22 protein-coding genes are annotated in these 22763 nt (G+C 73.5%); 4 read left to right on the top strand and 18 right to left on the bottom strand.

The genetic code is table 11. From position 1 onward, the window contains the following. Positions 1-400: 400 nt before the first annotated feature. Entirely contained in the window at positions 401-751 is a 351-nt protein-coding gene (locus V1634_RS11830; RefSeq protein WP_101369180.1) for a histone-like nucleoid-structuring protein Lsr2, read from the bottom strand. 111 nt (positions 752-862) lie between these two features. Further along, positions 863-2317, bottom strand: a complete 1455-nt coding sequence (lysS, locus tag V1634_RS11825; protein ID WP_407951772.1) for a lysine--tRNA ligase — start codon at positions 2315-2317, stop codon at positions 863-865. A gap of 144 nt (positions 2318-2461) precedes the next feature. Between lysS and V1634_RS11820 the strand changes: the two genes are divergently transcribed. Further along, the gene (locus tag V1634_RS11820) at positions 2462-3208 is read left to right on the top strand and encodes a class I SAM-dependent methyltransferase (RefSeq protein ID WP_331207795.1); all 747 of its coding nucleotides are present in this window, start codon (positions 2462-2464) and stop codon (positions 3206-3208) included. A gap of 39 nt (positions 3209-3247) precedes the next feature. Here V1634_RS11820 and V1634_RS11815 read toward each other — a convergent pair whose 3' ends face one another. From V1634_RS11815 to V1634_RS11785, 7 genes are all read right to left on the bottom strand, one after another. Continuing rightward, positions 3248-4006, bottom strand: coding sequence for a type III pantothenate kinase (locus V1634_RS11815; protein WP_331207794.1), 759 nt, complete (start codon positions 4004-4006; stop codon positions 3248-3250). 40 nt (positions 4007-4046) lie between these two features. Next, the gene (gene nadC / locus V1634_RS11810) at positions 4047-4934 is read right to left on the bottom strand and encodes a carboxylating nicotinate-nucleotide diphosphorylase (protein ID WP_331207885.1); all 888 of its coding nucleotides are present in this window, start codon (positions 4932-4934) and stop codon (positions 4047-4049) included. Next, on the bottom strand, positions 4931-6634 hold the full coding sequence (locus V1634_RS11805) for an L-aspartate oxidase (protein ID WP_331207793.1): 1704 nt from the start codon (positions 6632-6634) through the stop codon (positions 4931-4933). Before V1634_RS11805 ends, nadC begins: the two co-directional genes overlap by 4 nt. A gap of 111 nt (positions 6635-6745) precedes the next feature. Then, entirely contained in the window at positions 6746-7651 is a 906-nt protein-coding gene (locus V1634_RS11800) for a septum formation family protein (protein ID WP_331207792.1), read from the bottom strand. Positions 7652-7832: 181 nt separating this feature from the next. Beyond that, a complete protein-coding gene (gene panD, locus V1634_RS11795) occupies positions 7833-8258 on the bottom strand; it encodes an aspartate 1-decarboxylase (protein ID WP_107257402.1) in 426 nt (141 codons plus the stop codon). A 61-nt stretch (positions 8259-8319) separates the two neighbouring features. Next, positions 8320-9180, bottom strand: a complete 861-nt coding sequence (gene panC, locus V1634_RS11790) for a pantoate--beta-alanine ligase (protein ID WP_331207791.1) — start codon at positions 9178-9180, stop codon at positions 8320-8322. Positions 9181-9229: 49 nt separating this feature from the next. Then, positions 9230-10231 (bottom strand): Rossmann-like and DUF2520 domain-containing protein, encoded by a 1002-nt coding sequence (locus V1634_RS11785; protein WP_407951761.1) that lies wholly within the window; start codon positions 10229-10231, stop codon positions 9230-9232. 158 nt (positions 10232-10389) lie between these two features. Here V1634_RS11785 and V1634_RS11780 point away from each other — a divergent pair, with 158 nt between their 5' ends. Together V1634_RS11780 and V1634_RS11775 are read left to right on the top strand one after the other, a co-directional pair. Continuing rightward, complete coding sequence (locus tag V1634_RS11780) at positions 10390-11508, top strand: SAM-dependent methyltransferase (protein ID WP_331207790.1); 1119 nt, start codon at positions 10390-10392, stop codon at positions 11506-11508. Beyond that, on the top strand, positions 11505-12668 hold the full coding sequence (locus V1634_RS11775) for an NADH-quinone oxidoreductase subunit D (RefSeq protein WP_331207789.1): 1164 nt from the start codon (positions 11505-11507) through the stop codon (positions 12666-12668). Before V1634_RS11780 ends, V1634_RS11775 begins: the two co-directional genes overlap by 4 nt. 52 nt (positions 12669-12720) lie before the next feature. Here the strand turns inward: V1634_RS11775 and V1634_RS11770 are convergent, their stop codons facing one another. From V1634_RS11770 to V1634_RS11755, 4 genes are all read right to left on the bottom strand, one after another. Beyond that, positions 12721-14889: a hypothetical protein gene (locus V1634_RS11770; RefSeq protein WP_331207788.1), complete on the bottom strand. Its 2169-nt coding sequence runs from the start codon at positions 14887-14889 to the stop codon at positions 12721-12723. 106 nt (positions 14890-14995) lie between these two features. After that, positions 14996-16009: a glycine betaine ABC transporter substrate-binding protein gene (locus V1634_RS11765; RefSeq protein ID WP_331207787.1), complete on the bottom strand. Its 1014-nt coding sequence runs from the start codon at positions 16007-16009 to the stop codon at positions 14996-14998. A gap of 291 nt (positions 16010-16300) precedes the next feature. Further along, complete coding sequence (locus V1634_RS11760) at positions 16301-17035, bottom strand: ABC transporter permease (protein ID WP_331207786.1); 735 nt, start codon at positions 17033-17035, stop codon at positions 16301-16303. A 120-nt stretch (positions 17036-17155) separates the two neighbouring features. Beyond that, a complete protein-coding gene (locus V1634_RS11755; RefSeq protein ID WP_331207785.1) occupies positions 17156-17848 on the bottom strand; it encodes an ABC transporter permease in 693 nt (230 codons plus the stop codon). Between the two features lie 2 nt (positions 17849-17850). Between V1634_RS11755 and V1634_RS11750 the strand changes: the two genes are divergently transcribed. Next, positions 17851-18882, top strand: coding sequence for an ABC transporter ATP-binding protein (locus V1634_RS11750; protein ID WP_331207784.1), 1032 nt, complete (start codon positions 17851-17853; stop codon positions 18880-18882). A 213-nt stretch (positions 18883-19095) separates the two neighbouring features. Here the strand turns inward: V1634_RS11750 and V1634_RS11745 are convergent, their stop codons facing one another. The 5 genes from V1634_RS11745 to folK form a co-directional block, all read right to left on the bottom strand. Continuing rightward, positions 19096-19587, bottom strand: a complete 492-nt coding sequence (locus tag V1634_RS11745) for a hypothetical protein (RefSeq protein ID WP_331207782.1) — start codon at positions 19585-19587, stop codon at positions 19096-19098. A 132-nt stretch (positions 19588-19719) separates the two neighbouring features. Beyond that, positions 19720-20028, bottom strand: coding sequence for a hypothetical protein (locus V1634_RS11740; protein ID WP_331207781.1), 309 nt, complete (start codon positions 20026-20028; stop codon positions 19720-19722). 69 nt (positions 20029-20097) lie between these two features. Then, positions 20098-21432, bottom strand: a complete 1335-nt coding sequence (locus V1634_RS11735; RefSeq protein WP_331207780.1) for an ABC transporter permease — start codon at positions 21430-21432, stop codon at positions 20098-20100. Positions 21433-21614: 182 nt separating this feature from the next. Beyond that, the gene (locus V1634_RS11730; RefSeq protein ID WP_331207779.1) at positions 21615-22094 is read right to left on the bottom strand and encodes a DUF3180 domain-containing protein; all 480 of its coding nucleotides are present in this window, start codon (positions 22092-22094) and stop codon (positions 21615-21617) included. 143 nt (positions 22095-22237) lie between these two features. Further along, a complete protein-coding gene (gene folK / locus V1634_RS11725) occupies positions 22238-22762 on the bottom strand; it encodes a 2-amino-4-hydroxy-6-hydroxymethyldihydropteridine diphosphokinase (protein WP_331207778.1) in 525 nt (174 codons plus the stop codon). Position 22763: the final 1 nt, after the last annotated feature.

Raw genomic sequence — 22763 nt, 5'->3', positions numbered from 1 at the left:
ACCCGGACGCCCGAGGCGGACATCCGTGCTCCCTTACTCTATCGCCGCGAGCCGACTCTCCTGAGGTCGTGTGTTCCCGGAATGAGCCACGTACGCGACGTTTTTCCCAACCGTCCACGCTCAGCGATGCTTCCCGGACCGTCCGCTGTACGCGCAGAGCGAAATTTCGAGTCCCCGCCCGGGCGACGCGGCCCCGCGTCATCCACAGGCTGTGGACAACTTCGTCCACTGGATGTGGACAACGCCTGGACCGCCAGGATGTTCCCGGGTCACCGACAGTAACGAAGCGGACACTCCCGCTAATCGTCTCATACCGCCCGACACGGCGAAAAATGAGCGGGGTGGGGGGGCCCCCCCCCCCCCCCCCCCCCCCGCTCGCGGGTCGGGGAAGCACCGACGCCTAGCGGCCCGCCTTGGCGTGGTACTCGTCCACGATCTCCTGCGGGATGCGCCCGCGGTCGGAGATGTCCTTGCCTTCCTTCTTGGCCCAGGCCCGGATCGCCTTGTTCTGCTCGCGGTCGGCGGTGGCGCCACCCCGCCCCCGTGCGGCACGACCGCCGACCACCACGCCGCCCCGGCCCACCTTCGAGCCGGCCGCGACGTACGGGGCGAATAGGTCCCGCAATTTGCCGGCGTTCTTGTTCGACAGGTCGATCTCGTACTGCACGCCGTCGAGCGAGAACTTGACCGTCTCGTCCGCGTCTCCGCCGTCCAGGTCATCGACCAGCTTGTGAATGATCTGCTTGGCCACGTGTCGCTATCCTTTCGAGCAGGTTCGCCGCAAACAAGAGCACAATAGCCCGTTAGATGCTTGCTCCGTCAATAGGATGGCGAAACTACGCGACAGGCCGCGCGGCGGCAACTACTCCGGGCGGACCATCGGGAAGAGGATCGTTTCCCGAATTCCGAGGCCGGTGAGGGCCATCAGCAGCCGGTCGATTCCCATTCCCATGCCCCCGAGCGGCGGCATTCCGTACTCCATGGCCCGCAGGAAGTCCTCGTCGAGCCGCATGGCCTCGTCGTCCCCGGAGGCGGAACGCTGCGCCTGGGCCACCAGCCGCTCCCGCTGCACCACCGGGTCGACCAGCTCCGTGTAGCCGGTGGCCAGCTCGAAACCGAGCACGTAGAGGTCCCATTTGGCGGTGAGTCCCGGCTGGTCGGGATGCGCCCGCACCAGCGGGCTGGTCTCTTCCGGGTAGTCCCGGACGAAGGTGGGTTGCCGCAGGGTGGGTACGACCAGTTCCTCGAAAAGCTCCTCGGCGAGCTTGCCCGGCCCCCACTTGGCGTCGACCGCGAGGCCGACCTTTTCCGCGTACCCCAGCAGGTCGGCCATGCCGGTGCGGACGGTCACCTCCTCGCCGAGCGCCTCGGAAAGGGTGCCGTAGAGGGTCACGGAACGCCACTGCCCGCCGAGGTCGAACTCGGTGCCGTCGGCGTGGGTCACCACCTGCGAGCCGGTCGCGGCGAGCGCCGCCGCCTGCACCAGGTCCCGGGTGAGGGTCGCCATAGTGTCATAGTCACCGTACGCTTCGTATGCCTCGAGCATGGCGAACTCCGGCGAGTGCGAAGAGTCGACCCCCTCATTACGGAAGTTACGGTTGATCTCGAAGACCCGGTCGATGCCGCCGACCGCCGCCCGCTTGAGAAAAAGCTCGGGGGCGATTCTCAGATACAGATCCGTGTCTAGCGCATTGCTGTGCGTCACGAATGGCCTGGCTGTGGCCCCGCCGGGCAGCGGTTGCAGCATGGGGGTTTCAACTTCGATGAAACTCCGGGCGTGCAGCGAATCGCGCAGACTACGCAGCGTCGCCGCCCTCGTGCGTACCATCTCGCGGGCCCGGGGGCGCACGATCAGATCGACATAACGCTGCCGGACCCGGGCCTCCTCGCTAAGCGGCTTGTGCGCCACCGGCAGCGGCCGCAGTGCCTTCGCGGTCAGCTCCCACGAATCGGCGAGCACGGAAAGCTCACCACGCCGGCTGGTAATCACCTCACCGGTCACCCCGACATGGTCGCCGAGATCGACCAGCCGCTTCCAGGCGTCGAGCCGCTCCTGCCCGACCCGGTCGAGCGAGAACATCGCCTGGAGTTCCGTACCGTCGCCGTCGCGCAGGGTGGCGAAACAGAGCTTCCCGGTGTTCCGGACGAAGATCACCCGGCCGGTGACGGCGGCCACGTCCCCACTCGCGGTGTCGGTCGGAAGATCGGCGTAACGGGCCCGGATCTCGGCGAGAGTCGCGGTGCGCGGATATCCCACCGGGTACGGCGCAACGCCCTCGGCGAGCATGCGGTCCCGCTTCTCCCGGCGGACCCGCATCTGCTCGGGAAGGTCGTCCACGGGATCGGCGGGGTTCGGGATCTGCTGGCTCACGGCATGTTTCCTCGGGAAATCGTGTCGGCGGAGTTCGGCCCCGAGCGTACTCAAGTGCGTCGGCGCCGGGGCACTGGATAACCTCCAGGCATGGTCGACCAGTCCCACGCCCTCTCCTTCGGTGCCGCGGCCGGGAACTACGACCGGTACCGGCCGAGCTACCCGGAACCTGCGGTCGGCTGGGCGGTCGGCCGTCCCGCCCCGGCCGAGGTGCTGGACCTCGGCGCCGGCACCGGCATCCTCACCCGGGTACTGCTGCGGCTCGGCCACCGGGTGACGCCGGTCGAGCCGGACCCCGGGATGCGGGCCAGGCTCGACACCGCCACCCCGGGGACGGTCGCCCGGGCCGGCTCGGCCGAGCGGGTGCCGCTGCCGGACGGATCCGTCGACGCGATCGTCGCCGGGCAGGCGTACCACTGGTTCGACCATCCGGTGGCGCACGCCGAGGGGGCCCGGCTGCTGCGCCCCGGCGGGACGTACGCGGCGATCTTCAACCACCGGGACGAGTCGGTGCCCTGGGTGGCCGCGCTGACCGCGATCACCGTCGACATCCTCGGCGGGCGCGGCGCCCGGGACGACGGACCCGGCATCGACGGCTACGGCCCGGACTTCGCCCCGGTCGAACGGAACGAGTTCCGGCACGGCGTGACCCTCACCCCGGACGCCCTGGTCGGGATGATCAGCACCCGGTCGCACTACCTCACCGCCAGCCCGCGGCAGCAGCGGGAGGTCGCGGCCGCGATCCGGGAGCTGACCGCCAGCCACCCGGACCTGGCCGGACGGGAGAGCTTCGAGCTGCCGTACCGGACCCTGGTCTTCCGGGCCCGCCGACGCTGAGCCGGCCGACCCCGCTGACCGGGGCGGGCCGGCGGGCGGTCAGCGGTTGCGGTCGTAGACCATCCGCAGCCCGATCAGCGTGATCATCGGCTCGTGGTGGGTGATCGTCCGGCACTCGCCGATCACCAGCGACGCCAGCCCGCCGGTGGCGATCACCGCCCGCACCTCGCCCAGCTCACCGACCATCCGCTCGACGATCCGGTCCACCTGGCCGGCGAAGCCGAAGTACATGCCGGCCTGGAGGCACTCCACGGTGTTCTTGCCGATCACCGAACGGGGCACCGCCGGCTCGACCTTGCGCAACTGGGCCGCCCGGGCGGCCAGCGCGTCGAAGGAGATCTCGATCCCCGGCGCGAACGCCCCGCCGAGGAACTCCCCCCGCCCGCTGATCACGTCGAAGTTGGTGGTGGTGCCGAAGTCGACCACGATCGACGGCCCGCCGTAGAGGGTGTACGCCGCCAGCGTGTTCACCACCCGGTCGGCGCCGACCTCCTTCGGGTTGTCGATCGCCAGCTGCACCCCGGTCTTCACCCCCGGCTCGACGATCAGGCTGGGGAGGTCGGCGTAGTAGCGGGCCAGCATCGTACGCAGCGAGCGCAGCGCCGCCGGCACCGTCGAGCAGGCGACCACCCCGGTGACCTCCACCGCGTCACCGGCCAGCAGGCCGCGCAGCTTGAGGCCCAGCTCGTCGGCGGTGGACCGGGCATCGGTCTTGATCCGCCAGGAGTGCACCAGCTTCTCGCCCTCGAAGGTCGCCAGCACGGTGTTGGTGTTGCCGATGTCGATACAGAGCAGCATGTCGTCAGTCCCGAACCCCGAGTCGTGGCGCGTCCCGCCGCTACGCGGCGCGCGAGCGGAGGTCCAGTGCGATGTCCAAGATAGGCGAGGAGTGGGTCAGCGCCCCAACCGAGAGGTAGTCGACGCCGGTCGCCGCGTACTCGGCGGCGGTGGCCAGGGTCAGCCCACCGGTCGCCTCCAGCTCGGCCCGGTCGCCGACCGCCGTCACCACCTCGGCGAGCAGCGCCGGGGACATGTTGTCGCAGAGCAGGAAGTCGGCACCCGCCTCCACCGCCTCCAGCGCCTCGGCCACCGTGGTCACCTCGACCTGGATCGGCACCGCCGGGAACGCCTCCCGGACCCGCCGGTACGCCGGTGCGATGCCGCCGGCCGCCAGCTTGTGGTTGTCCTTGATCATCGCCACGTCGTAGAGCCCGAGGCGCTTGTTGGCGCCGCCGCCGGCCCGTACCGCGTACTTCTCCAGCGCGCGCAGCCCCGGAGTCGTCTTCCGGGTATCCAGCACGGTCGCCTTGCTGCCGCCCAGCGCCTCCACCCAGGCCCTGGTGTGCGTCGCCACCCCGGACATCCGGCAGAGCAGGTTCAGCGCGGTCCGCTCGGCGGTGAGCAGCCCCCGGGTCGGCCCGGTCACCCTGGCCAGCACGTCGCCCTCGGCGACCTCGGCACCGTCGGTGACCACCGGCAGCACCCGCACCTCCGGGCCGCCGGCCAGCTCGAAGACGGCCGCCGCCACGGCCAGCCCGGCCACCACCCCACCGGCCCGGGCCACCACCTCGGCGGTGCCGACCTGCCCGGCCGGGATGGTCGCCACACTGGTCACGTCCAGCCGCTCCGGCCCCAGGTCCTCGTCCAGCGCCGCCTGCACGACGCGTTCCACCTCCGCCGGGTCGAGCCCGGCGTCCCGCAGCGCCCGCGTGGTCGGGTCCGTCAGCACAGTGCCTCCCAGTCCTGTCGCAGCTCGCCCGCCGGACCGATCGACCCGACCAGGTGTCCGAGCCAATCATCGCGTGCCTGCGAGTAGTCCTCACGCCAATGGCAGCCCCGGGTCTCCTGCCGGGCGTACGCCGCGCCGACCAGTGCGGCGGCCACCGTGAGCAGGTTGGTCGCCTCCCAGCTCGCGGTGCGCGGCGCACCCCGGGTCGCGCCGAGGGTGACCAGCTCGGCGGCGGTGGCCCGGAGCGAGTCGGCGGAGCGGAGCACCCCGGCACCCCGGGTCATCGCCCGGGCCAGGCTCTCCCGCACCGCCGGGTCGACCGTCGCGCCCTCGCCGCCCCGCCACGCCCCGGTCGGTGCCGGCTCGGCCTGCGCCGGCAGGTCCCGGGCGATGTCCTGGGTGATCCGGCGGGCGAAGACCAGCCCCTCCAGCAGCGAGTTGCTGGCCAGCCGGTTCGCGCCGTGCACACCGGTGCAGGCGACCTCGCCGCAGGCGTACAGGCCCGGGATGGAGGTGCGGCCGTGCAGGTCGGTGCGTACCCCGCCGGAGGCGTAGTGCGCGGCCGGTGCGACCGGGATCGGCTGCTCGGCCGGGTCGATCCCGGCGGCCAGGCAGGAGGCGACGATGGTGGGGAAGCGCCGGGCCAGGAACTCCGCGCCGAGGTGCCGGGCGTCCAGGAAGACGTGGTCGGCGCCGGTGGCCAGCAGCACCCGGTGGATCCCCTTGGCCACCACGTCCCGGGGGGCCAGCTCGGCCAGCTCGTGCTGGCCGACCATGAACCGCTTGCCGTCCGCGTCGACCAGGTGCGCGCCCTCGCCGCGCAGCGCCTCGGAGACCAGCGGCTGCTGGGCGGAGCGGGCCGGGGCGCCGCCGTCGACCCCGGGGGCGGCCGGCGCCAGCAGCGCGGTCGGATGGAACTGGACGAACTCCAGGTCGGTCACGGCGGCACCGGCCCGCATCGCCAGGGCGACGCCGTCGCCGGTGGAGACCACCGGGTTCGTGGTGGCGGCGAAGACCTGCCCCATCCCGCCGGTGGCCAGCACCACGGCCCGGGCCAGGATCGCGCCGACGCCGTCCTCGCTGCCCTCGCCGAGCACGTGCAGGGTGATCCCGCAGGCCCGCCCGGGCCCGGCCCAGCCGCCGTCCGGAGCCCGGAGCAGGTCGAGGACGAGGGCGTGCTCGACCAGCCGGATCCAGGGATCGCGGCCGACCGCGGCGTGCAGCGCCCGCTGCACCTCGGCCCCGGTCGCGTCGCCACCGGCGTGCACGATCCGGTCGGCCCGGTGCCCGCCCTCCCGGGTCAGCATCAGCGAGCCGTCCGGGTTGCGGTCGAACTCGGCCCCGGCCCGGATCAGCTCCCGCAGCCGGGTCGGCCCCTCCTCCACCAGCACCCGGACCGCCGCCGGGTCACAGAGCCCGACCCCGGCCAGCTCGGTGTCCGAGGCGTGCGCGGCCGGGGTGTCCAACGGATCGAGTACGGCCGCTATGCCGCCCTGCGCCCACCGGGTGGAGCCGTCGTCGATGTTGACCTTGGTCACCACGGTCACGTGCAGTCCCGCCTCGCGCAGGTGCAGTGCGGCGGTGAGCCCGGCGATGCCCGACCCGATCACGACCACGTCGGTCGTCTCCACCCAGCCGGGTGCCGGCGCGGCCAGCAGCCGGGGTACCACCGGCAGGTCGACGGTCGGAAACTGCATCGCTCCAGTCAACCGCGTACGGGTGGGCCGGGGTGCCCCGGGGGCCGGAGTAGTGGCCTACGACGCTTCCCGAACCGGACGACGAGGCGCTCCGGACCGGATCGAACGGGATCAACCGGTCCGGATCGGCAGCCCGCTCGCGCCGGCACCCTTCAGCGAGCGGGTGAACTTACCGTCGGAGACCCAGAGATAGCACCGAACCCCACGGTTGCCCGACGTCCAGTCGTCCCGCCCACCGGGCAGCGCCACCACGCCGGTACGGAACCGCACCGTGCTCTGCGACACCCCGGCGAACCGGGCCGCGATGGTGTAGCAGCCGTCGTAGAAGGGCTGCCAGTCCCGCTCCGCCGTCGGGTACCTCAACGTCGCCGGTGCCCGCCACACCCCGGCGAACTCGGTGTTGTGCCGGGCCGAGCACTCCACCGGGGGCATCCGGTCGATCGTCTCGGTCCGGGTCAGGGTGGTGGCGTAGCAGCCCAACCGGAGCGGTCCGGCCTCGCGCAGCGCGCCCTTCAGGCTCGCCGTCCGGGTCACCGCGTCGCCGTCCTCCTCGACGTTGGACAGTTCGGTCAGGTCACAGCGGAACCACCGGGCCCCGGCCGCCCAGCCCTTGGGAGAGGGCACCGCCACACCGAGCCAGAGCCGGCCGGTACGCCAGTCCGCGCCGAGGAATCCGCGCGCCCGGCTGTCGCACTCGGCGTACGCGGTGGTGAACCCGGCCGAGCCCGGTGCCGGCGGCTTCTCCGCCTCGCCCGCCGCCCCGGCGAAGGTGCCGACGTGCACGGTCTCCAGCCGGTGGTTGGTGGTGCAGTCCACCGGCAGGTACGACGACAGGTAGACCGTCTCGGAGAAGTCCGCCGAGTGGCAGGTCTCGGCCGCCGGGGTGAAGACCGCCGGCTCGCCGACCGGCGCCCAGTCGTTGGTGAGGTCGCCGTCGGTGCCGCCCGGAGGCGCACAGCCGGCGACGCCGAGCAGCACCGCCCCGGCCAGCGCCAGGGCGCTCGTCCAACGGCGCATCGCGTCCTCCCCAGGGCGGCCAACGGTCCGGATGGCTGCACCCTACGTTAACCGGCAGGGTCACCCGGACGGGAAGATCATCTCTCCGGCGGGTCGCCCCGGGAGAGGCCGACGGAGGTGGATCGGCCACCGGAGCCGGCCGCTGCCCGGGGATCAGCCGGAACAGGCCGCTTCCCGGGGGTCAGGCGGTGGCGACGAGGTCGCCGCGGACCGGGTCGCCGACCATTCCCGGTACGGCATCCGCCGGGTCCGCGCCCAGTTCGATGATCCGGTTCGCCGCGTCGACGTGCACGATCCGGGGCTGGTACGTCCGCGCCTCGGCGTCGTCCATCTGGCCGTACGAGATCAGGATGACCAGGTCACCGGGGTGCACCAGGTGCGCGGCGGCGCCGTTGATGCCGATCACGCCACTGCCGCGCTCACCGGGGATCACGTACGTCTCCAGCCGTGCCCCGTTCGTCACGTCCACGATCGCGACCTGCTCGCCGGGGAGCAGGTCGGCGGCGTCCAGCAGATCGGCGTCGATGGTCACCGAACCGACGTAGTGCAGGTCCGCCTGGGTCACCGTGGCCCGGTGGATCTTCGACTTGAGCATCGTGCGGAACATCGGGTACGTCCCTCCGTGGTCCAGGGGTGTGTCTCGGGCGGGCGTCGGGTGGGGTCGGGCCTCAGTTGGCCGGTGCGGGAGCCGGAGCCAGGTCGACCGGCATGTTGTCGATCAGCCGGGTGGAGCCGACCCAGGCGGCCACCAGCATCCGGGCCGGTCCGGTGGCCGGTGCCGGGCCCAGGTCCGGTGCGGTCAGCACCAGGTAGTCCAGCTTGGCGCCGGTCGCACCCTCGCCGAAGGCGCGGTAGGCGGCGGCGAGCGTACCGTCGGCACCCCGCCCGGCTCCGGCGGCGGCGCTGCCGGCCCGCAGCGCCGCCGACAGCCGCAGCGCGGAGGTCCGTTCCTCCGCCGAGAGGTAGCGGTTGCGACTGGAGAGCGCCAGCCCGTCCGACTCGCGCACGGTCGGCACGCCGACGATCTCGACGTCCAACTCCAGGTCGCGGACCATCCGGCGGACCAGGGTGAGCTGCTGGTAGTCCTTCTCACCGAAGAGCGCGACGTCCGGCCGGAGCAGGTTGAGCAGCTTCGCCACCACGGTCAGCACCCCGGTGAAGAAGCCGGGGCGGCTGGCGCCCTCCAGCTCCTCGCCGAGGCTGCCCGGGTCGACCCTGACCATCGGCTCGCCGTCCGGATACAGCTCCTCCCGGGACGGCGCGAAGACGTACCGCACCCCGGCCGCCCGGCAGACCGCCAGGTCTGCCTCGAAGGTCCGGGGGTACCGGTCGAAGTCCTCGTTCGGGCCGAACTGGAGCGGGTTCACGAAGATCGTCGCCAGTACGGTGTCGGCCCGCTCCCGGGCCGCCCGCAGCAGCGCCTCGTGCCCGGAGTGCAGCGCGCCCATGGTCATCACCACCGCCAGCTTTCCGGGCAGCGGGGCCAGGGTGGCCGCCAGCTCCGCCCGGGTACGCAACACCGTGGTCATCTCGGCTCCCCACTCCCGGTCGCGTGCCGCTCTTCCCGCCGCCCGGTCGTCACGCGGCGGTGACCTTCCGGTCCCGGTCAGCCAGCACCCCGAGCAGGGCCTCGGCGTCGGCCGGGCGGAGCCGGCCGGCGGCGATCGCCCGGTCGGCGGTACGGCGGGCCAGCGCCAGGTAGCCGGGTACCGACTCCGGGGCGGTGGCGGTCAGCCGGTCCAGGTGCCGGGCGATCGTACCGGCGTCGCCCCGGGACACCGGCCCGGTCAGCGCCGCGTCGCCGAGCCGCAGCGAGTTGTCCAGGGCGGCCCGCAGCAGCGGCCCGAGCACCTTCGCCGGCTGGGCCACCCCGGCGGCGCGGAGCAGGTCCACCGCCTCGTTGACCAGCGTGACAAGGTGGTTCGCGCCGTGCGCGAGCGCGGCATGGTAGAGCGGGCGGTCCGGTTCGGCGACCCACTCGGGTACCCCGCCGAGGTCGGCGACGAGCCGGACGGCGAAGGGCCGCAGCGGCTCCGGGACGGTCACCCCGTACGAGATGCCGGGCAGCCGGCGCAGGTCCTCGGCGGTACCGGTGAAGGTCATCGCCGGGTGCAGCGCCAGCGGGTGCGCCCCGACCGCCACGGCCGGGGCGAGGACGTCGAGCCCGTGCGCGCCGGAGGTGTGCGCCAGCACCTGCCCGGGCCGGAGCGCGCCGGTCCCGGCCAGCCCGGCGACGACCGGGGCCAGCGAGTCGTCGGGTACGGCGAGCAGCAGCAGGTCGGTGGCGACCCGGGCCACCTCGTCGGCGGGACGTACCACGGTCCCGGGCAGCAGCCGGGCGATCCGGTCCCGGGCAGCGGTCGAGACCCCGGCGGCGGCGACCACCCGGTGCCCGGCCCGGCCCAGCGCGGCGCCGAGCACGGCACCGACCCGGCCGGCGCCGATCACGCCGACGGTGAGCTGGCGGGGGATCATGGGGTGCGACTGACCCTGGCCGGCCGGATCACGGCTCGGGGCGGCGGCCGATGGCCGGGCCGACCCGCCGGAGGTGGCGGTCTGCGGGCGCGCGGAAGCGCTCATAGCGTGATCCAGTCCTCGATAAGTGGTACCGGTCGATCGCAAGTATGCGCCGTCCGGCCAGCTCGGGACCAAGAGGTTGTGAAAACCTTCACCGCCGTCGCCGGCCGTCCGACGGCGGGTGGGGGCCCGGGGTGACCGGCGCCGCATAACCTGGGCCGGTGCCGATCGGATGGCGAGCCGCGATGACCACCGCGCTCTACGGTGACCGGGGATTCTTCGTCGGCGGTGCCGGACCGGCGGCGCACTTCCGGACCAGTGCGCACGCCGTACCGGTGCTCGGCAGTGCCCTGCTGCGGCTGCTCGACCGGCTCGACGCCGCGCTGGGCCGACCCGACCCGTTGCAGGTGGTCGACGTGGGTGCCGGCCGGGGTGAACTCCTCGGCACCCTCGCCCGGCTCGCCCCACCGGAACTCGCCGCCCGGCTCCGGCTCACCGGGGTCGAACTGGCCCCGCGCCCGGGCTCGGTTCCGGAGACGGTCGACTGGCGCCCGGACCTGCCCGAGCGGGTCGTCGGTCTGCTGCTCGGCACCGAGTGGCTGGACAACGTACCGCTGGACGTGGCGGAGGCCGGCCCGGCCGGCTGGCGGCGGATACTCGTCGACCCGGCCACCGGCGCCGAGTCGATCGGCGGCCCGCTCGACCCGGCCGAGACGGAGTGGCTGGCCCGCTGGTGGCCGCCCCCGCCGGAGCGGCCGTCGCCGGGCCGGGCCGGGTCCGACCCACGACCGCCGGAGCGGGTCGAGATCGGCCTGCCCCGGGACACCGCCTGGGCCGGGGCGGTCGGCAGCCTGCACCGGGGATTGGCCCTCGCCGTCGACTACGGACACCTGCGGGACACCCGCCCGGTGCGCGGCACGCTGACCGGGTTCCGCTCCGGCCGGCAGGTCGACCCGGTACCGGACGGGAGCTGCGACCTGACCGCGCACGTCGCTATCGACTCGGTGGCGGCCGCCGGTACGGCGCGGGCCGGCCTGCCGTACACCCTGGTCGAACAGCACCGTGCGCTGCGCGCGCTCGGAGCCGACGGGCGACGACCCCCACTGGCGCTCGCCTCGACCGACCCGGCCGGCTACGTCCGGGCGCTCGCCCGGGCCTCCACGGCAGCCGAGCTGACCGACCCGGCCGGCCTCGGCGGCCACTGGTGGCTGCTGCAACCGGTCGGCGTCGACCCCGGGCCGGCCGGATGGCTCGGCGACCCCGGGTCGGCCGGGTGGCTCGGCGCCGGACCGGACGTCACGCTGGCCGGCGATGCGGCCGGGCGGATCGTGGCACGATGACGGGCATGACTGCCGACACCGGGGCGCTGCGGGAGCTGACCGTCGGCACCGGGGCGGGCCTGGAAACCGCCGACATGGTGCTGAACATCGGGCCGCAGCATCCGTCCACCCACGGCGTACTCCGGCTCAAACTGGTGCTCGACGGCGAGCGGGTGATCTCCTCCGAACCGGTCGTCGGCTACATGCACCGGGGGGCCGAAAAACTCTTCGAGGTACGCGACTACCGGCAGATCATCGTGCTCGCCAACCGGCACGACTGGCTGTCGGCCTTCTCCAACGAGTTGGGTGTGGTGCTGGCGGTCGAGCGGATGATGGGGATGGAGGTGCCGGAGCGGGCCGTCTGGCTGCGTACCGCCCTGGCCGAGCTGAACCGGGTGCTCAACCACCTGATGTTCCTCGGCTCCTACCCGCTGGAGATCGGCGCCATCACCCCGATGTTCTACGCCTTCCGGGAACGCGAGACCCTCCAGACCGTCATGGAGGAGGTCTCCGGCGGCCGGATCCACTACATGTTCAACCGGGTCGGCGGGCTCAAGGAGGAAATACCGGCCGGCTGGACCCGGCGGGCCCGGGCCGCGATCGGCGAGGTACGCCGCCGCCTGCCGGACCTGGACAACCTGATCCGGCGCAACGAGATCTTCCTGGCCCGTACCGTCGGGGTCGGGGTGCTCTCCGCCGCCGACGCGGCCGCGTACGGCGCCTCCGGCCCGGTCGCCCGGGCCTCCGGGCTCGACCTCGACCTGCGCCGCGACGAGCCCTACCTGGCGTACGGGTCGCTGGAGGTGCCGGTGGTCACCCGCAGTGCCGGGGACTGCCACTCCCGGTTCGAGGTCCTGCTCGACCAGGTGTACGTCTCGCTCGACCTCGCGGAACGCTGTCTGGACCAGGTCGACCGGATCAGTGGCCCGGTGAACGTGCGGCTGCCGAAGGTGGTGAAGGCGCCGGAGGGGCACACCTACGCCTGGACCGAGAACCCGCTCGGGATCAACGGCTACTACCTGGTGTCCCGGGGCGACAAGACACCGTGGCGGATGAAGCTGCGCACCGCGTCCTACGCCAACGTGCAGGCCCTGTCCACACTGCTCCCCGGCTGCCTGGTGCCGGACCTGATCGCGATCCTCGGCTCGATGTTCTTCGTCGTCGGCGACATCGACAAGTGACCGCCCGGCTGCCCGAAGGGCCGAGCACTCGCCCCGGCCGGCGGCGCGCCGGTCAGCGCCAGTCGCTCTCGGCGGAGTAGCCGTACTCCGACCGCCGGGTGCCGCCGGCCCGGGGCGCCTCGTCCAGCGGCGGGTAGCCGTACTCCTCGTCGTCCCGATGCCGCCGTCCCCGCCGGGCCGGCTCCGGCTCGGGCTCCTGTCGCGGCGGACCCCAGACGGAGGCCGGGTCCACACCTCCGGCGGGCAGCGCCGGCGCAGCGCCGGACCGCTCCCAGCCCGGGCCGTCGCCGGAGTCGCCGGTACCGCCGCGCGGGACGGCGTCGTCGGAGGACCAGCCGCCGGAACCGCCCGAGCCGCGCTGACCGCGCTGACCGCCGGAGCGCCGGTCGTCGTCCCGGGACTCCGACCACTGCCGACCCGCCCGCCGCTCCTCGCCCGGCCCCGGCTCCTCCCGGCGCATCTCCGCCCAGCGGTCCTCGACCCGCAGCTCGGTACCGGACTCGTCCGATCGCATCGACGCCCGCCGCTCGCCCATCCGGACCTCCCGGCCCCGGTCGTCACTGCGTACCGAGGTCCAGCGGTCGCCGGCCCGCAGCTCGGCCCAGTACGAGTCGTCGGCCGGGTCGCCGATCCCCGGATCCGGCTCCGGCTCGGCGGAACGGCCACGCCAGCCGCCGTCTCCGCCGGGCCGGCGTCCGTCCCGCCCCTCGTCGGCGGGCTCGGCGGCCTGCCGCCCCTGCGCCGGCCGCCAATCGTCCGGGTCCCCGTCGCGCCCGTCCCGCTCGGGGCCACCGCCGTAGGTGCCGCCCCCGTAGCCGCTGCCGCCCCGACGCCCGTCACCGCCTCGACCCGGGCCACCGGCCGGCTCCTCGCCGCCGCCATAGGTGTCGGCGCCGTAGGTCCCACCGCCGTAGGTCCCACCGCCGTCGTAGGTGCCACCGGCCTGGGCGCCACCGTAGCCACCGGCCTGGGCGCCGCCGTAGCCACCGGGCTGCCCCGCGTCGCCGTAGCCACCGGGCTGGCCGTCGTAGCCGCCGGGCTGCCCCGCGCCGCCGTAGCCGCCGTTGCCGTAGCCGCCCGACCGGGCGCCGCCACCGTAGACGCCGCCGCCGTAGGTCCCGCCGCCGTAGCCGGCATGGTCGTCGTCCTCGTGCCCGCCGACGATGGTCTGCCTGGTGGTCACCTGCACGGTCTCGGTGTGCCGGACCACGCCCCGACCGAGCGGGGGCCCGGAAACGCCACCGGGGTTGCCGGACATCCCGCCCGGGCCGCCCCGATGCGGCCGGGCGCCCTGCGCCCACGAGTGGCCGTACTGTCCCGGCTCCGCCGCCGCACCGTCGTCCCGGCCGTACCGCCCCCGGCCCGCCCCGGCCCGGTCGCCGTCGGGCTGGCCGCTCCCCTGGTAGCTGCCGCCCCGGTAGCCGGCGCCGCCCCGGTAACCACCGCCCGGCCCACCGTGGAACTCGCCGGTGTCGCCCTGGTCCACCGAGTGCGACGGGCCCGCAGCGTGGGAGGGCCCGGCAGCGTGGGAGGGCCCCGCCGAGTGCGCCGGAGCCACGGCATGTGACGGAGCCGGACCGCTCCCTGCCCGGCGTGGCCCCTCGGGGCGGCCACCCGGACCCTCCCGGCCCGGTCCGCCCGGCGCCCAGCGCGCCGAGGCGGGCTCGTCCGGTACCCGACCGGTCCGACCCGGATCGGCGCCGGCCCAGCCGCTCTGGCCCGGCTCGGCCGCCGCACGCCCGGCGGGCACGCTGGCGGTACCGGCCACGCCACCGGCCACGGCGGCAGCGGCCGGACCGGTCGCGGCGGCCGGAGCGGAGGTACCCGGCACGACGGCGGCGGCCCGGACAGCCTCGATCTGGCCACGCAGCGCCTCGACGTTGCCCTGTACGACCTCGAGCTTCTCGCCGAACGCCTTGTGCGTGGCCCGGGCTGCCGTGGCGATGTCGTTGCGCAGTTCGCCCCGCAGGTCGTCGAGTTCCTCGATGAGGGTTTCCTCCAGGTCCAGCCGGACACCCTCCGAGTCGCCACGCAACGTGATCGACAGTCCGATGAGTACGACCGCCAGCACGGCGAGCACCGCCGCGATCCGCAGCGGCCCGTTGCCCTGCCCGACCAGCAGTAACAGGGCGGCCAGCGGTGCCAGGCCCACCCCGACCCAGAAGAGTACGGTCAGCAGCGGCCGACGGCGGGTTTCCTCGGGAGCCTCGCGGGCTGACATGGCAGTCGAGCCTACCCACAGTTGCCGGGGACGGAAATGGCGGCGCCAACGGACGGGGCCGGTTCCGCCGCTCGCGTCCGGGAACTGGGTCCCCGGACGCCGGTCGTCAGCTCGTGGCGAGCGCACCGTCGGAGGAGAGGACCAGCCCGACGCTGATCGTGCCGCTGGTCAGCGCCGACTTGGTCTGCGGGCCACCGGCGTCGAGCGAGTCGAACCGGCCGGCGTTGAAGTTGTAGACCTGGACCAGTCCGGCCTGGCACTTCGGCCGCTGCGGGCACTCCGGCGGACCGCCGAGCACCGTCGCCGAGCCGGAGCACTTCGCTGCCAGCTCGCTGAGGGTGCGGACGCCGTACTTGTCGGCGAACTCCTTGGTGACCGCGAACGCGTTCTGGTCCTGCGCCGCCGACGGCTTGCCGAAGGTGATGCCGACCTTCTCACCGGCCGCCTTGAGCCCGCTCACCGTCTGGTTGAGATCCGGTGAGGAGATCGGCGGCGGGGTCGCCCCGCCCTTGGCGTTCACCTTGTTGTTCAGGAAGTCCGCCATCGTCGCGGCGTACTCCGGAACGACCTGGATGTCGCCCTTCTCCAGCGCCGGCTCGTAGAGTTCGCGGTTGCCGATCTGCTGGACCTTGACCTGGTAGCCGGCGGCGGTGAGGGCGATCCGGTACAGCTCGCCCAGGGTCTGGTTCTCGCTGAAGTTGGCCGCGCCGACGGTGATCGAGCCGGTGCCGCCGGTCGGGATGCCGGCGGTGAGGTTGTTGGCCGAGGCGAACTCCTCGGCGGCCACCTTCGGGGTCTTGCGGTCGACGTCGACCGCCTTGTTCAGCCCGATCAGCTTGCTGGTGTCGAGGCTGTCCGAAACCTTGTCCAGGGCCGCGACCAGCTGCGGCTGGGCCGCCTTGCTGTTGATCGCCGGAATGATGTTGTCGCTGTTCTGGAGCTTCTTGTCGTCGTCGAGCACGACCAGGCCCGACCCGGCCACCGGTGCGCAACCGGCGCCCTGCGCCCCGGTTGCCGGGGCCTGGGTGCCGGACGAGCCGGCTCCACCGCAGCCGGCGAGAAAACCGGCCGCGACGACGGCGCCGGCGGCGCCGACTGCCAGACGTGTACGTGTGCGCATGAAAACGCCCGCCTCCTGTGTCCCGGCGCGGCCCGGGTGGGCCGGCCGCGTGTCCGACGGGCGACAGGACAGGACGGCCGCCCGCGAGTACTCACGAAACATCCTCCCGTCTGGTACGACAATCCGATGCCGGCTTCGTCATCGGATCGTCACGCAAACAGGCACACGGTGCGCACAGGCGACTACTCTTCGCGATAATCCCGCGTGCCGGAGGCCCTCCCCAGTGACGCCGAGGGTCGCCGAACGTGACCAGGCCCACACCGGCGCGGCTGCCGATCGGCTGCCCACGGGTCAGGAGCCGGTGATCGCCGCCGCCGCCCGCTGGTCGGCCCGCCGGATCGTCCGGCGCCGGTTCCGGCGCAACGGCCGCGGGGTGACGACCCGTTCCACCAGCGCGAAGACCAGTTCGACCAGCAGCGCCAGCAGGGCGACGAGCAGCCCGCCGGCCAGGATCTGACCGCCGCCGACCGCTATGCCCAGTCCGAACCCGGCGCTGATGATCTGCCCCAACCCGCCTCCGTTGACGAACGAGGCGAGCGCGGCGGTCGCCACCACCTGCACCGCGGCGGTACGGAACCCGGCCGCGAGGTACGGCACCGCGAGCGGCAACTCCACCCGGCGCAGCAACTGCCCGCCGGAGAGCCCCATCCCGCGCGCCGCGTCCCGCACCTCGGGATCGACCTGCCGGATGCCGGTGTAGGCGTTCGCCAGCAGCGGCGGCACCGCGAAGACCGCCAACGCGATGATCACCGGCGGCTTGCCGAAGCCGAGCGCGGTCAGCGGCAGGATGGTGAGCAGCGCGATGGTCGGGATGGCCAGCGTGACGTTGGAGACCAGCACCACGGCACCGCCGCCCCGACCGGTGTGCCCGAGCCAGAGCCCGAGCGGCCAGGCGACCAGGCAGCCGAGCGCCACGGCGGCGGCCGAGATGCCGAGGTGCTCGACCAGCCGGTCGAGGACACCTCCGGGATTGGTCCAGTTCAGCGGGTCGTTGAGCCAGACGACGGCCTGCTCGATCGGGTTCATCGCTGCCCTCCACCGGCTCGCGACTGCGGGGCTCGCAACACCGGCTCACTCCTCGCGCTCACCCCTGCCCACCTCCGGCTCGCGACTGCGGGGCTCGCAACACCGGCTCACTCCTCGCGCTCACCCGGCGGCTCCGCGACGTCGCGCCCACGGCGTGAGCAGCCGGCCGAGGCCGGCGAGGAGCAGGTCCAGGATCAGGGCCAGGAGTACGCAGAGCAGCGTCCCGGTCATGATCTCGGCCCTGAAGAAGTTGTTCCGGAAGCCGCCGAGGATGAGCTGCCCGAGCCCGCCGTGCCCGACCAGTACTCCCACGGTGACCAGGGCCACCGTGGAGACGGTCGCCAGACGCAGGCCGGTGAAGATGCCCGGCAGTGCCAGCGGCAGGTCGATCCGGAGCAGCCGGGCGAACCGGCCGTACCCCATGCCCTGGGCCGCGTCCCGGACCTCCTCCGGCACCTGGTTGAGCCCGGCCAGCACGTTCCGGACGATCAGCAGCAGGGCGTAGAGGACCAGCCCGAGCAGCACCGTCGTGGTCCCGGTGCCGAGGTACGGTGCGACGAAAGCGAAGAGTGCCAGCGAGGGGATCGTGTACAGCACTCCGGAGAGTGCGAGAATCGGCCCGGTGAGTGGCCGGAACCAGTACGCCAGCACGGCGAGCGGGATCGCGACCAGGGCGGCGATCAGCACGGCCTGGGCGGTGAGGGCGGCATGCTCCCGCAGGGCGGCGAGGATGGTCTCCGAATTGCCCTGCACATAGTCCCAGGAGAACCACGGATTACCCGGGTGCGCCCGGTCGATCACCCGGAAGGACATACGTGGACGTTACCCCGGAGGCCCGGTCCGCCGGGTCCGCCGGCACCACGGGTGCCGCCGCGATAACCCTCGACCAGGTACGCAAGCAGTATCCCGACGGCACGGTGGCGGTCGGCGAGCTGAGCCTGGAGGTCAAGGCCGGCGAGCTGGTGGTGCTGATCGGGCCGTCCGGCTGCGGCAAGTCCACCGTGCTCCGCATGATCAATCGGCTGATCGAGCCGACCTCCGGGCGGATCCTGCTCGGCGACGAGGACGTCACCCGGGCCGACCCGGTCCAGCTCCGGCGGCGGATCGGCTACGTGATCCAGAACGTCGGGCTCTTCCCGCACCAGACGATCGCCACGAACGTCGGCACCGTACCCCGGCTGTCGGGCTGGCCCCGGGCCCGGATCGCGGCCCGCACCGCCGAGCTGCTGGAGCTGGTCGGGCTCGACCCGGCCACCTTCGGGCCGCGCTATCCGCACGAACTCTCCGGTGGCCAGCGGCAGCGGGTCGGGGTGGCCCGGGCGCTGGCCGCCGATCCGGTGGTGCTGCTGATGGACGAGCCGTTCTCGGCCGTCGACCCGATCGCGCGGGCCCGGCTCCAGGAGGAGTTCCTGCGGCTCCAGGCGGAGGTACGCAAGACGATCGTGCTGGTCACCCACGACCTGGACGAGGCGGTCCGGCTGGGTGACCGGATCGTGGTGCTCTCCCAGGGCGGTCGGCTGGAGCAGTACGCCGGCCCGGCGACCCTGCTCGGCGAGCCCGCCTCGGCCTTCGTCCGGGAGTTCGTCGGCACCGACCGGGCGATCCGGCGGCTCGCGGTCACCCCGGTCACCCGGGACCTGCTGCGTCCGCTGCCGCCCGACGCCGCCGCCACCGCCGGGCTGCCGACCGTACCGCTCGGTTCGTCGCTCTACGACGCGCTGGCGTTGCTGCTGAGGACCAACTCGGACGACGCCCGGGTGACCGACGAGGGTGGCGAGCCGGTCGGCACGGTGAGCCGGCACCAGATCCTCAGCATCGACTATCCGGCCGACCCGGTCGGGGGATGACCGCGCTGCCGCGCCTCCGCCCCGCCCGCTCGCGGGACGCCCACCGCCAGGCCCGCCGGGTTGGCGGACCCGCGACCCGACCCGGACGGCACGGCGCCCGGAATGCCGATCGTGGGAGGGAGGCGATCGGGCACTCCGGGCGCCGTCGAGCGGGCGGTTACGCCCGCGGGTCGGAGGGTTGCCGACCGGCCGGACCAGCCCGGCCGGCGCGGTTCAGCGTCGGCCCCGCCAGCCGCCCAAAGTGGCCAGGCCGATGATCCAGCCGACGAAGAAGCCGTACGCGGCACCGCTGCCGGCGGCCTGGAAGGCGCCCAGCAGTGACGGGTTGCTGCCGATCAGCGTGGCGAAGAGCGCGGCGAAGGCACCGGCGAAGACGTACGCCGACCAGCCGGCGAGGAACTGGCTGAGGGTGCCCCGGGCCCGGGCGAGCTGCGAGCCGGGCAGCATGTAGAGGAAGACCCAGGTGAGCACCACCACCAGGATGGCCTTGAGGTCGGCGGCGATGACGTTCTGGATCGTGTCGTCCGAGTCGAACCGCCACGCGGGCCAGGCGAGCAGCCGGAGGAACCAGCCACCCGCCGTGTTCGGGTTGGTTTCGTCCCCGGCCCAGTCGGCATACCAGGGGCTGCCGAAGACCAGGACCAGTACGAATGCGGCTAGCGTGCCCGCACCCGTGGCCGTCTTGTATCTGTTGGTGAGAGCCATGCACAGCTAATTCCCAGCGGAATCTGATCGCGAAACCCGGTGCCGGATTCCCGGAATGTGCTTGGCTTCAACCGATCCGCGCCATTGGCGGGCCGATGAGGCGATTCGACCGGTCGGTGCTTCGGTAGCCGGTCAGTGCTTCTGTAGATAGTCGATGAACGCGGCCCGGAGCAGCGGAGCGGTCTCCTCGTAGCCGTGGCCGGTGAACTCCCGCCAGAGCGCGACCGCCTCGTCCACGGTCGGGCCGGCCGAGTTGGGCGAGCCGTCCAGCGCCGCCGCCTCGTCCGCGTTCGGCAGGTGCCGGATCACCGACCAGAAGAAGCCGATGTCCCGCCGTTCCCGGGCCAGCGCGAAGGCCCGCTCGCGCAACTCCTCCGTGGACAGCGCGTCCAGCTCGGCGAAGGTCGGCGTGGTGCGGGACTCGGGACCGGATTCCGTCATGACGCCGAGCCTATCGGCCCGAACCGCCGCAAGCCGCACCGACCGTCCCGCCCGCCGCGCCCCGCCGGGTCAACGGTCCGGGCCGTCCCAGCGGTCGCCGCCCCAGCGGTCGGTCGGCTGGCCGGGCAGCGAGGAGGTCCACGGCTCCGGCGGCTGGGCCTGGGCGGTGTCCCAGCTCGCCGTCGTCGCCGGCTCCTCCACCCAGTCCCGCTCGGCGTACGACCGGGGGCGGCCGTTCGCCTCGACCAGCCGGGTCACCAGCAGGCCGAGTGCCAGCAGTACGGCGGCGAGGGCGGTCGGCGCGATGTCCAGGTTGCGCTCGTCGGCGTACCGGATGAACAGGGCGAGCGCCACGGTCGCGAGCAGCCCGCCGGCGATCCCGCCCCGCCGGCCGAAGGCGCTGGCGCCGCCGAACAGCGCGGCACCGAAGGCCAGACCCGTCCACTCGATCCCGGTGGTCGGCGCCACCGGGCCGGTGCCACCGGCCGCGAGCAGCATCCCGGCGGCGACCGCGAAGACCGTCGACAGCACCAGGCCGAGCGTGACGATGACCGCCGCGGCACCGCCCCGGCGCAGCGCCGGGTCGCCCACCGGACGGAACCGGCCGACCGCCCGGCGTACCGTCTTGACGGTGCCGAAGAGGCCGGCCAGCACGGCGACGGCGGCGAAGCCGGCGAAGAGGTAGAGCGCGTGCTGGTTCGGGTCGTAGTCGCCCTGCACGTCGACCGGGGCGGTGCGCTGCTCGACGAAGACCACCACGGCGAGTCCGGCGGCGAGGCTGGCCGCCCAGCCCGGCACGTGGAAGCCCACCACCAGTACCGCGATCACCAGGCCGACGGCCACCCCGGCGACCAGCGCCGGCAGCATCGCCGGGACGACGCCCCGGTCGGAGTTCTCCGCGAAGTGCAGCGCGGCGGCGACGGCGACCGGACCCAGCGCGAGGTTCGGTGCGGCGATGCGCAGGGTCAGCCCGGCGCCGAGGGTGAGCAGCCCGAGTGCGGTGCCGAAGACCAGCAGGCTCTCCCGCTGCTCGCCACGGAGCAGGTCGGGATAGTCCCGGTTGCACAGGAAGAGCAGCACCGCCACCACGACCAGCAGGACGAGTTCCCAGAGCAGGTGCACGCCGATCCGGTCCCGCCCGGGCTCGCCGTGTGCGGGATCGTCGAAGACGTTCTGCAGCGCGGCCGGCGGGACGTTGCGCCGCCGGGTCGGCTCGGCCGGCTCCGAATCGGTCGCCACGGCGGGTTCGCCACCCATGAACCGTCCGGTGACCTGGCTGGACGACGTACGGGGGTCGGCGTCGTACCCGGGGTCCGCGCCGTACCGGGGATCCTCCCGGGCACCGGTACCCGCCGGATCCACTCCGGGGTCCCTTCGCCGATAGATCGAATCGTCGTACGCCATCGCGCGCGCCTCCTGTTTCGTCCCGCCGGACAGGCCCCGACCCGGGGCGGCGTCCGGGGGCGGAGCGGTCGGACGTGGGCCGATCCAGCGAAGTGGGCGGATCTGGCCCGGTCGGAGGCACCGTACCCGCGTGCACGCCCGGCCGTCACCCCCGGTGTGCGTCGATTCGCCGCCCGGCCTGTTCAGCGCTCGTCGCGCCGACCCAGGTCGTCACTCTCCGAATCACGGTCATCACGATCGGGCACCCGGCAGGAGCGTTCCAACCAGAGTGCCGCACCCACCAGGGCGAGCGACGCGCCGAGTCCCGCACTCGCCGCCGGTACGTCGTTCGCGGCGGCCCGGGTCCGCTCGATGAGCAGCCAGACGTCCAGCCCGGCGTAGAAGCCGGCGAAGATCGCCCCGGCCAGTGCCGACGCCTTGGCCAGTACGACGAACCGGGCCACCGCCAGCGGGTCGACCGGATCCCGGCCGGGCCTGCGCTCGATCCGGGCCCGGGTGTTCGCGGCGGCGTACCCCTCCAGGGCGGCGAGCCCGAGCAGGGTGACGATGGGCAGCCAGGGCAGCGGCGGGATGTGGCTGTAGAAGCTGCTTACCAGCAACCAGGCCAGGGCCGCCGAGGCGAGTCCGGCCACCACCAGGGAGGCGGGTCTGGTCGGACCCATCCGCCCGCGCTCGGGGGCCGGGCCGCGCGTCGGGGGTCTGCGCTCGGTCACAACTCTTCCTCACTCCGCTCGTCGGACCGCTTACCCACGCGGCCCGGACCGGACGGTGCCGCTGGCCCGTCCGGTCCGCGCCGCGGTCACCGTCAATCCGACTCTATCCGCAGATCCGCACGGGGGCGCACGTCCAGCACGTCGGTGGCGACCGGCTCGGTCGACATCAGGTCGGTCAGCCAGCCGTGACCGGGCAGCCGCCCGTACGGCTCGACGTCGATCCACGGCCGGAGCACGAACGCCCGCAGGTGGGCCCGGGGGTGCGGCAGGGTCAACTCGGGGTCGGCGCTGCGCACCGGCTCGCCGTCGGCCGACCAGACCGCGATCACGTCCACGTCGAGGGTGCGCGGGCCGAAGCGGCGCCGCGGGTCGCGTACCCGACCGGCCGCCGCCTCGGCGGCCCGGGCCCGGTCGAGCCAGTCGCGCGGCCCGGCCGCGTCGTCGGCGACCAGCAGGACGGCGTTCAGGTACGCCGGCTGGTCCTCGTCGCCCCACGGCGGCGTCTCGTAGACCCCGGAGGCCACCAGGAGTACGTCCCGCAGCCCGTCGACCGCCGCGCGCAGGTGTCCGAGCCGGTCACCGAGGTTGCTGCCGAGCGAGAGTACGGCCCGGGTCATG

It is taken from the genome of Plantactinospora veratri (genome assembly GCF_036421995.1).
Lineage (GTDB): Bacteria > Actinomycetota > Actinomycetes > Mycobacteriales > Micromonosporaceae > Plantactinospora > Plantactinospora veratri.
The sequence above is the reverse complement of the archived record's forward strand: the minus strand, read 5'-3'. Positions and strand labels throughout refer to the sequence as shown.